Raw genomic sequence first — 10,839 nt, forward strand, 5'->3', positions numbered from 1 at the left:
GAACCAGTTGATCGAGGCAAATTGCGGCGTTGTCGATGGGTGATGTCCCTTTGGTCAAACCGGGAGAGCCTGATCGTTACCTTACCGTGATCTTGGGGGTCGTCGGGAAGTTGACCTTGCATGCGAGAGTCCGTGCGGACGTCTCAGCCATGGATGTCCGGCGATTTCCCTTGACCGAGTGAGGTGGCGATGACTGTGCCGAGTCTTCAGCGCGGGCAGGCACGCAGACGACTGCGCGGAGTTCTTGCTGCCTGCGTCACGATGACCTGCGTCATCGCCGGGTCGTGGGTGCCCGCCTACGCCGCCGCGCAGCAGCCGACCGCGCCGCCGAAGCCGTTCCCGGGACGCGCCGTCAAGGGTGTCAAGCCGATCCCGTCGCACTTCACCACCCCACGGAACGCGGCCGGGAGCAGCTACACGCCCACCGCGACGCGGTGGCCGGCAGCCTCCGCCGCTTCGGTGACGCTATCGGCGTCGAGCGGGGTCACCTCGACGGCCGCGCGCGCTGGGAGTGCTCCGGTGTGGGTGCGCCCGACGACCACGCGAGGTCGGTACGCGGGGCCGCCGAAGGCGGACGTGCGGGTGCTGGACCAGACAGCGGCGCAGCGGGCGGGTGTCGCCGGCGTGCTGCTGGCCGTGTATCCGCAGGGGCAGGGATCGGGACATGTCCGTGTCGGCGTGGATTACGCCGGCTTCGCCGAGGCATACGGGGGCAACTACGGCTCCCGACTGAGGCTGGTGCGGCTGCCGGCCTGTGCGCTGACCACACCCGAGATGGCCTCCTGCCGGGCCGCCACGCCGCTGGAGTCGACCAACGATGCGCAAGCGCGCACAGTGTCGGCGGAGGTCACCCTGACAGGTGCCTCCTCCAGCGATCGCACGGCGGGCGCGGCGGCGCCGATGGTGTTGGCGGTGGCCGCGGCCTCGGGCACCACCGCAAACGGTGCGGGCACCTACGCGGCCAGCGACCTGAAGCCGTCCGGGTCGTGGAGCGGCGGCGGTAGCTCCGGCGCGTTCACCTACAGCTATCCGGTCACCGTGCCCCCGGCAGCCACCGGCCTGGTGCCGGATGTGGCCCTGTCGTACAACTCCAGCAGCGTCGACGGGCAGACCGCCTCCACCCAGGCCCAAGCCTCATGGGTGGGTGACGGCTGGTCCACGCCCCAGTCCTACGTCGAGCAGTCGTTCATCTCCTGCGCTGACGACCCGGAAGGCACCGCCTCCCCGAAGAAGACCAACGACCTCTGCTACGACGGCCCGATCCTCAACATGTCGCTGAACGGTTCGACGTTCGCGCTCGTCTGGGACGCCGGCAAGAGGGTGTGGAAGCCGACGTCCGACAACGGCGAGGTCATCACCCACGAGATGAACTCCAACAACGGATCCGGCACCCACGACACCGACTACTGGCGCCTGACCACCCGCGACGGCACCGTCTACGAGTTCGGCCGTAACCAACTCCCGGGCTGGACGTCGGGCAAGCCCACCACGAAGTCGGTCGACACCGTGCCGGTCTACTCGCCGCACCCGTCCGGACCCTGCTACAAGTCCGCCGGGTTCACCTCGTCGGTGTGCACCATGGCACGCCGGTGGAACCTGGACTACGTCACTGACGTCCACGGCAACGCCATGGCTTACTACTACAAGCAGGCCACCAACTTCTACGGCCGCAACCAGGGCGCGACCATGGACTCCTACGTCCGGGACAGCTACCTCGAGCGCATCGACTACGGCTTCACCGCCGGCAACGCCTACGGCACGGTCCCGAACCAGGTCGTGTTCACCGTCGACGACCGGTGCCTATCAGGCACCTGTAAGCCGCTCAACACCTCGACCAAGGCGAACTGGCCCGATGTGCCCTTCGACCTGATCTGTGAATCGGGCTCTACCTGCTCCTCCCGGAGCCCGTCGTTTTTCTCCACCGTCCGGCTCGTCTCGATTACCACCAAGCAGTACGACACCGGCAGCGCTCAGCACGTGCCTGTCGACTCCTACGTCCTGACCCACACCATGCCGACAACCGAGGACGGCACCTCACCGACCCTGTGGCTGGGCTCGATCACCCGCACCGGATACGACCTCGCCGCGGGCGGGTCGACGGAATCTAAATCCCTGCCGTCGGTGTCCTTCGGCAGTATCCGCCTGCAGAACCGTGTCGCGCTCACCGACGGGTTCCCGGTGTTCAACCGGCACCGCCTTGAGAGCATCACCACCGAGACCGGCTCGGTCATCACCGTCTCCTACGAGCGGACCAAACCCTGCACCACGCCGGTCACCCTGGACCCGGCGACGAACACGACGTCCTGCTACCCGGTCCGGTGGACCCCGGACGGTCTCACCGCACCGATCCTCGACTGGTTCAACAAGTACGCCGTCACCCGCGTCAGCGCCACCGACCCGACCGGCGGATCCGGAGGCACGTTCACCAGCTACGCCTACCCCGGCGATCTGGCGTGGCACTACGACGACAACGAACTGGTCAAGGCGAAGCACCGCACCTACGGGCAGTTCCGCGGATACGGCACCGTCCAGACCTTCACCGGCGACGGGGTCAACGACCGGCGCACCAAGTCCACCACGGTCTACCACCGCGGCATGTCCCGCAACAACGGTGGCCCGGTCGTCACCCTCACCGATTCCACGGGCGGCACCCACGAGGACATCGACCAACTCGCCGGCCGACCATTGGAAAGCAGCCAGTACATCGGTGAAGGCGGTGCGGTTGACAACTCCACCATCACCGCCTACTGGGTATCCGCGTCCTCAGCCACCCGCGAACGGGCCGGGCTGCCGGACCTGACCGCGAACTGGGTCGCTCCCGTACTCGAACAGGCCAGGCAGGCCATTACCTCGGGCGGATCGACCACCTGGCGGGTGAACCAGACCGACACCAGCTACGACGCAACCGTCTCTTCACCCACCTTCGGCCTGGTCAAGGCCACCTACAGCCACACCGTCCCCGCCAACACCGCATACGACCAGTGCACCACCAACAGCTACGCGCCGGTCAACACGACCAAGAACCTCGTCGGCCTGCTCAGCGACACCGAAACCGTCTCCGTGGCCTGCGCCGGCTACACCGCCGGCACACCCGCCTCCGAGCCCGGCAGCCTCAACACCCTCACCGCCCCGACGACGGTCCCCCGGCCGGCCAAGGTCGTCTCCCGCACCCGCACCTTCTACGACGACACGTCCTGGTCGACCACGTTCCCGCAGACCACACCGCCCAGCAAGGGCAACGTGACCATGACCCGGCAGGCAGCCGACTACACCGGCGGCGCCTACACGTGGCAGACCACCGCCCGGGCAACCTACGACGGCTACGGCCGGGCGAAGGACACCTACGACGGCAACGGCAACAAGACCACCACCACTTACACCGAGAACAGCGTCGGACTCACCACCGCAACCACCATCGCCAAGCCGCTCGGGCACAGCCAGACCACGACGATCAGCCCACGGCGAGGACTGGCCGTCACCACCACCGACGTCAACACCGTCGCCACCAACCAGAAGTACGACGCCCTCGGGCGGGTGACCGCCGTCTGGCTCAACTCCCGAGCCACCACCGCACCGGCGAACTACAAGTTCACCTACGACGTCTCCAAGACCGGGATCACCGCCACTACCACCGAGCGGGCCAACGACTTCAACGGCTACCTCAAGTCGATCGTCATATACGACGCGCAACTACGCCCTCGGCAAACCCAAACCGTCACCCCGCAGGGCGGGCGGCTGATCACCGACACCTTCTACGACAGCCGCGGCTGGACGGAAGAGACCTACAACGGATGGTGGGACCCCACCGCCACGCCGACCGTCGGCAATCCGGTCACCGCGCCGAAGCTTCCTTCCACGGTGCCCAGCCAAACCTTCACCACCTACGACGGCCTGGGCAGGCCCGTCATCGTGAAGCAAGCCAAGGACAACCTCGTCGTCTCCAGCACCACCACCGTCTACAACGGCGACCGCACCACCGTCGTCCCGCCCCTCGGCGGCACCGTCACCACCACCGTCACCGACCCCCTTGGCCGCAAGAGCCAACTCCTCGAGTACACCGACCGCCCGACGCTCAACACACCCGCCGACACCTTTACCGGCACCTTCACCACCACCGGCGGCACCGCCCTGACCTCGACCTACGGATACGACGGCCACGGCAACCAGTCCACCCTGACCGACAACGCCGGCAACCCCTGGACCTCGCAGTACAACCTGCTCGGCCAGATCACCAGCAAGGACGACCCCGACGCCGGCGAGACAACCGGCATGACCTACGACAGCAACGGCAACCTCACCGAGTCCACCGACTCACGCAGCAAAACCGTGTCGTACACCTACGACGCGCTCAACCGCAAAACCGCAAGCTACGCCGCCGCCACCACCGCCCAGGCGGCGAGCAACCAACTCACCGCCCTGTTCTACGACAACTCCAACAACGCCGTCACAAACATGCCCAACCCTAAGGGGCAGCTCACCACCGCCACCGCCTTCTGGAACGGCCAGCCCTACACCACCCAGGCCAAGGGCTTCAACGTCTTCGGCAAGCCCACCGGGCAGACAGTCACGATCCCCACGGCCGAGGGTGGCCTCGCAGGCGATTACGTCTACACGTATATCTACACCACTAACAACGGGCTGCCGCTCAAGACCATCTACCCGAACAAGGGCGGCCTGCCAGGCGAAACCATCCTGTATGGCTACGACGCCTTCGACCAGGTCGACCACTTCGGCGGACTCAACGGCTACCTCAACGCCGTCACCCAAGACGCCTACGGCCGCATCAACAGCCAAACCCTCGGATCCGCCCCCAACCAGGCATCCATCACCAACACCTACGACGAGCACACCGGCCGCCTCAAGCAACAACTCGTGACCCGCACACCCACCACACCTGGCAACGTCGACCAGCAGAACTACGACTACGACCTCGTCGGCAACGTCACCCGCCACACCAGCACCCGCCTCAACGGTGCCGCGGCTGAAACGCAGTGCTATACCTACGACCAGCTCCGCCGCCTCACCGCAGCCTGGACAGCTGTCGACAACTGCGCCACCAACCCCACCACCGCCAACCACGGCATGGTCGGCAACACCATCGGCGGCAACAGCGCTTACTGGACCAGCTGGACCTTCGACAACCTCGGCAACCGCACTAGGCAAACGCAACACAACCTGGCCGGCCCTACAGACACCAACACCGATTACATCTACAACGGCAACAGTGCGGGTCAGCCCCACACCCTCACCTCTACCAACACCAGCGGTGCCAACACCGGATCCACCAGCTACCGATACGACACCGCCGGCAACATGACCACCCGCAACGCCGGCAACGGAAACCAAACCCTGACCTGGAACAACGCCGGCCAGCTCACCTCCATCACCAACGCCGCTGGGACCAGCACGACCCTCTACGACGCAGCCGGCAACATGCTCATCCAGAAAGACCCTGGTGCCACCACTCTTTACCTACCTAACGGCCAGCAGCACGTGCTCAACCCCGCGACCCAGATGGTCACTGGCGTCCGCTACTACCTGTTTCCCGGTGGCGGCGCCGCCGTCCGAACCGGGGCAGCAACCAACTTCGCGTTCACTCTCACCGACTCGCTGGGCACTCCGACCCTCTACCTGAATAACACCGCCCAAGCCCCCACTTGGCGACAATTTACGCCCTATGGCGGGCCTCGCGGCGCAACCGCCGTTTATCCTGACAATCACGGATTTCTTAACAAGCCTGCCAACTCCGAAACCGGTCTGACCCGACTCGGTGCCCGCGAATACGACCCTGCCATCGGGAAGTTTATTTCGACTGACCCTGTCGTGGATGTAGGCGATCCGCAGCAATGGAATGGCTTCTCGTATGCAAACAACTCCCCGATCACCTTCAGTGATCCAACCGGCCTGATCCCGGATGGCTGCCGACAGCACGACTGTTTCGGTTATGACCCAGTGAAGGGTTGCCCCCATGGCTGCGGCTCAACTGACAACCTCGCGTGGGGGAAGGCGAGCGGCAAGAGTAGCACAAAGGCGAAACGGGGTAAGTATGTTCCCCCATTGCGTCCTGATAAGAAGGACCTTGATCGCCTCGCTGCCGAGCTGAACGAGCGGCATCTCGACGAGGAGCACCGCGGAGTAAAGCAGATAATCTTCGGTCCCACTCATTCAGATCAACTGTGGTGCGCAGAAGGATCAGATACCTCAACCTGCGCCATAAACGCGCAGTACCTCGCTGTGTGTCAAGCTTATGATATCTGCTCTGACGAGTACGTGGATGAACTCCGTACTCAATGCGGCGGCTGCCACCTGTTGTATGTCGAGGTGGTTCAGATGGTCGTGCCGGTTGTACCCGGGGGAGGTGCGGTATCGGCACCATCAACGCGAATGTTGGGAAGCCGAAATGGAGCGTTCAGAGCGGCTAAGAGGGACCTGGGAATTCCTAATAGTCAGCGAGCCGAGGAACTAAGGATGACGCCCATGACGGATCGATCGGGGCGGCAAATTATGAATTCTGATGGAACGCCAGTTATGACTCGTGAGTACATCTTTACGCGTAGCGATGGAAGTCGTGTTATCATCCAGGATCATTCCGCTGGCCACTCTTTCGGTCAGGGTGGTGTAGGTGACCAGGGTCGTCACTTGAATGTTCGTCCGTTCGAGAACCCAAGGACTGGTAAGGTACCGGGAACGGCTCAGCACTATGAATACTAGCGTGGGTGATGGGATGGAATGGATCAGTGCTTTAAGTAATCCAAACTCGATATTAGCAGTCTATAGATCCTCCGCCCCAACACTTGCCGGCGTTCGCATCCATGAGGTGTGCTTGAATCGGGATGGTCCGACCCTTCGTCTTCGCTTCGATTTAGGAACGGTACCCGACAATCTCCCCGAAAAGTGGCGACGCGAAGGGCTGAATGTGGTTCAGCTGGAGATCCTGTTCGGGGGTCTATCCAAAGTGTCGCTCGGTCATTTTTCAACTGACCCGGTTTGCGATCTTGAGATTCGAAAGGGCGATAGTGTCCGGATCGCCGCAAAGTCGGAGTCTATTAGTTTGGCTGGAGTGGCAGAAACGGCCACCGTCGTGCGCATATCCGCCTACGCCGACTCTCGGTAAGGTCTTGAAAGGCCAGGTTCGTCCACTGAGCGTTTTTCATCCTGAGTAGTGGTTGTTCTCGACGCGATGCAGGACGAGCGTGGCCTGCACGATCGTGGTCGCGCGGCGGGGACAGCAGGGCAGTTTGGCCAGGACTTTCCAGGTCTTGAGCATGGCGATGGCCCGCTCGCCGCAGGGCATATGCGGGGCGTGGCTGCGGTTGACGGCCTTCTGGCGGCGGGACAGCTTCGTGAACCGCCCCGGGATCTTGTAGACTCCACAGAACCCGGGGCGGTTCAGTGCGCCACGACTGTACGCAGGCGTTCTTGCGGCTGCTCGGCCGTGACGGCGGAACGGTGGGCCTATCATCCAGTACTTGCACACCTCTGTGGTGACCACGGACGAGGCTTGCTGGTTGCGGTTCGGTCGCGTCCGCGCGAGTGGTGTAAGAGACGGCCATCGCGGGATCCGGTCTGATGTTATGCGGCGATCGGGGCGGGGTCGGTCTGGTCGGTGACGTGTTGGTCGGTGTCGATCGTGACCATGCGGGCTTTGGCGAGTAGTTCCAGGCCCATGTAGCGGCGTCCTTCGGTCCACTCGTCGGTTTGCTCGGCCAGGACGGCGCCGACGAGGCGGATGATCGACGGCCGGTTGGGGAAGATCCCGACGACGTCGGTGCGGCGGCGGATCTCCTTGTTCAACCGCTCCTGCGGATTATTCGACCAGATCTGACGCCAGATCTCGCGCGGGAAACCGGTGAACGCGAGGAGGTCATCCCTGGCGGCGTCGAGGTGCTCGGCTGCGGCTGGGAACTTCGCCTCGATCGTGGCCACGACCCGCTGGAACTGGGCTCGGACGGCGTCGGCATCCGGCTGGTCGAAGATTGTGCGGACGAGGGTGGCGATCCAGGGCTGCGCCGACTTGGGCACCTTGGTCAGCAGGTTGCGCAGGTAGTGGGTCCGGCAGCGCTGCCACGCAGCGCCGGGCAGGGCCGCGCCGATCGCGGACACCAGGCCGGCGTGGGCGTCGGAGATGACCAGACGCACCCCGGTCAGGCCGCGGGCGGTCAGCGACCGCAGGAACGCCAGCCAGCCGGCGCCGTCCTCGTCGGAGGCGACGTCGAGGCCGAGGACTTCGCGTTGGCCGTCGGCGTTGACGCCGACAGCGATCAGCGCGTGGACGTTGACGGTGCGGCCGTGCTCGCGGACCTTCATCGTCAGCGCGTCCATCCACACGAACGTGTAGTGGCCTGAGTCGAGGGGTCGGTTGCGAAACGCCTCGACCTGGGTGTCGAGGTGGGCGGCCATCTCCGAGACCTGCGACTTCGACAGCTGCCGGATCCCGAGCTGCTCGACCAGCTTCTCCACCCGCCGCGTCGACACCCCCAGCAGATAGGAGGTGGCCACGACCGACACCAGAGCCTGCTCGGCCCGCCGACGGTGGGTCAGCAGCCAGTCCGGAAAGTACGAGCCCTGGCGCAGCTTGGGGATGGCCAAGTCGATCGTCCCGGCCCGGGTGTCCCACTCCCGAGGCCGGTATCCGTTACGCGAGTTCACCCGCTCGTCGCTGCGCTGCCCGTAACCGGCACCGCAGATCGCGTCCGCTTCCGCGGACATCAACGCCTGCGCGAACGTTTTGATCATCGCCTGCAACACGTCCGGCGACGCGCCCTCGATCTGCTCGCGCAGCAGGTCAACAGGGTTCACACTCTCTGATGCGGCCATCGCGTTCTCTCTTCCTTCTCTGACTTGGTCGTCTTGAAGGATCGACGCGATGGCCGTCTCTCATCTACGCAACACGCCCATCACGGGCAAGTCGTACACCACTCCAGCGGACGCAACCTGCGGTTCAGCCGGTTGCGCCAAGGCGGGTTGCCACCACTTGGGCCAGTGTTCAGTTACTTGAGGACGCGGGCTTGTGGCTCTCAAAGGAGGAAATGACTCGCAGCTGTAGGCGGTCGGATTGAGCGACTGATCCGCCGCTCACACCGAGGCCGTGCCGAGCCGCATGATAGAAGCGGTCACGCCCCGTGTTGGCCTGCTGAATGAGTGCGGCAGCGGTTCGGGAGTTTCCTCGACGCCACGGGCTCGGTGCTCGAGCCTCCATACCGCCTCTCGCCAGTCCTGCGCTGCGGCGACGGTAGTGGCGTCCCCAAGCAACGGATCCTGTCGGATTCGCTGCCTAGGGTCAGCGCATGTACTTCGTGTGCCGTTGGCGAGAGGGCTCTCCTCTCGGTAAGCGCGTTGTCACCCTGCCTGATGCGACCGTGCTCGACTGGTTTCGCCGCGGCTGGGAGCACGACGACGCGAAGGAGTGGATCGACAGTGAGCTGGGCGGCGATGTGTACGGCTTGGAGTCGATCTTTGAGGCGGCCCGGGAGCGTAACCTGCCGCCGCCGGCGTCGACTGACGAGCTGCGGCAGCTGCTGACCGAGTACCTGTGGGTGGAGGGCGACGACAAGAGCGACTTCAATCGGCTCGGTGAGCACGCCCTGAGAGTGCGTACCGATGACGACGAGGTGGACCTCGCCTACTACTTCGTCGATGACAACGCGGCCGTTGCCTCACCTGACCGGCTCGCGTTCCTCCTGCACGACACGTGGCCGCTGCCCACCGGCGCGGGCGGGTCGGAGACCGTCTTCCGCCACAGCGTTCCCATGCGTACCGTCCGGCTCGCCCCGCCCGGCACGGACTGCACCTTCTCGGTCCGCCTGTGCTGGCAGTCGCCTGACCTATACCGGAACCTGGATCTGACCGGTGCCATCCAGTTTCCCGGCGTGAGCCTGCCGGACCTCGCCACCCACCTGGCCGTCGATGGCCCCGGCAGCCGCCGATGGCCACACGATGTCCGGCTGCTACGGGCGCTTGTCGCTCCCGGGGAACACGATATGGGTCGGGTATTGGAGCGCTACGCCCAGCTGCCCGGTTACGCCCCATCACCTGCCAGTCTCGACCGAGCGCCCGCGCATGAAGCCGTTCATCAGGAGATAACCGAACTGCTGCACATGGAGCGTCCCACCGAATCGCTGATACGGCTGGATGCGCACATCGCGCAGGTCGCCCGATACATCGACGGCTTCTTCGGGTTCGACCAGTGGATCCTGTTCGACAATCGCTGGGCGGCGACCCATCCCGACCTGGCACGCTCGCTGCTGCGCTACGCCGCTCACTGGGACCCCTACGAGAAATAGCTACGGGCGCGGGTCAATCGTCGAGGGGTTGCCGGGTGAACATTTCGTGGAGTGCTACGTCTCCGACGACAGGGACGTTCGCAGCGGTGGAGCGCTCGGGCATCGCTGGCCTCATCGAGCGGTTCGATGGACTGCGTACCCAGGGGCGCGGGTACGTCGAAGTGCGGGCTGGCGACGTTTCCCTGTGCTCACGCTCGGGTTCACGGAGTCCGCGGCGGTCGTCCATCTGATGACAGGCGAGGACGCCACATCACTGCTGGCCGTCAACGAACCTACGAGCATGAATGCGTAGGTACTGGCGCTGAACGACCTGGTCGAGCTCGCCGCGGACTTCATCCTCGACCTCGAACGCGCTGGCAGGTCGTCGAGGAATTCGTCCGGACGGGCGACCCTGGCCGGGCAGGAGGATAGCGCGAGTTGTAGTGACGGCCATGGTGGATGGCTTCCACGCGCTGGCGTCACGGCTAAGCCAGCACGAGATTGCTGAGCCCTTACTCAATCCGTTCTAGGCCGTCAAACGCCACCCAACGATGCGCACGGTCCAGCAACAGAGCCA

General features: G+C 64.6%; 4 protein-coding genes and 1 pseudogene. 3 read left to right on the forward strand and 2 right to left on the reverse strand.

The genetic code is table 11. The annotated features are described in order from the left end of the window. Positions 1-261 precede the first annotated feature (261 nt). Positions 262-6,711, forward strand: coding sequence for an HNH/endonuclease VII fold putative polymorphic toxin (locus tag IRY44_RS31190; RefSeq protein WP_305070336.1), 6,450 nt, complete (start codon positions 262-264; stop codon positions 6,709-6,711). A 13-nt stretch (positions 6,712-6,724) separates the two neighbouring features. Then, positions 6,725-7,114: an Imm50 family immunity protein gene (locus IRY44_RS31375; RefSeq protein WP_181726495.1), complete on the forward strand. Its 390-nt coding sequence runs from the start codon at positions 6,725-6,727 to the stop codon at positions 7,112-7,114. Between the two features lie 36 nt (positions 7,115-7,150). Here IRY44_RS31375 and IRY44_RS25240 read toward each other — a convergent pair. Both IRY44_RS25240 and IRY44_RS25245 read right to left on the reverse strand, forming a co-directional pair. Beyond that, positions 7,151-7,342 (reverse strand): annotated as a pseudogene (locus IRY44_RS25240) (transposase family protein); the annotation flags it as partial. A gap of 230 nt (positions 7,343-7,572) precedes the next feature. After that, positions 7,573-8,817, reverse strand: a complete 1,245-nt coding sequence (locus IRY44_RS25245) for an IS256 family transposase (RefSeq protein ID WP_046563349.1) — start codon at positions 8,815-8,817, stop codon at positions 7,573-7,575. Between the two features lie 470 nt (positions 8,818-9,287). Between IRY44_RS25245 and IRY44_RS25250 the strand changes: the two genes are divergently transcribed. Then, positions 9,288-10,283: a hypothetical protein gene (locus tag IRY44_RS25250; RefSeq protein ID WP_194802695.1), complete on the forward strand. Its 996-nt coding sequence runs from the start codon at positions 9,288-9,290 to the stop codon at positions 10,281-10,283. Positions 10,284-10,839: the final 556 nt, after the last annotated feature.

This window comes from Micromonospora sp. ANENR4, from assembly GCF_015354395.1.
Taxonomy (GTDB): domain Bacteria; phylum Actinomycetota; class Actinomycetes; order Mycobacteriales; family Micromonosporaceae; genus Micromonospora; species Micromonospora aurantiaca.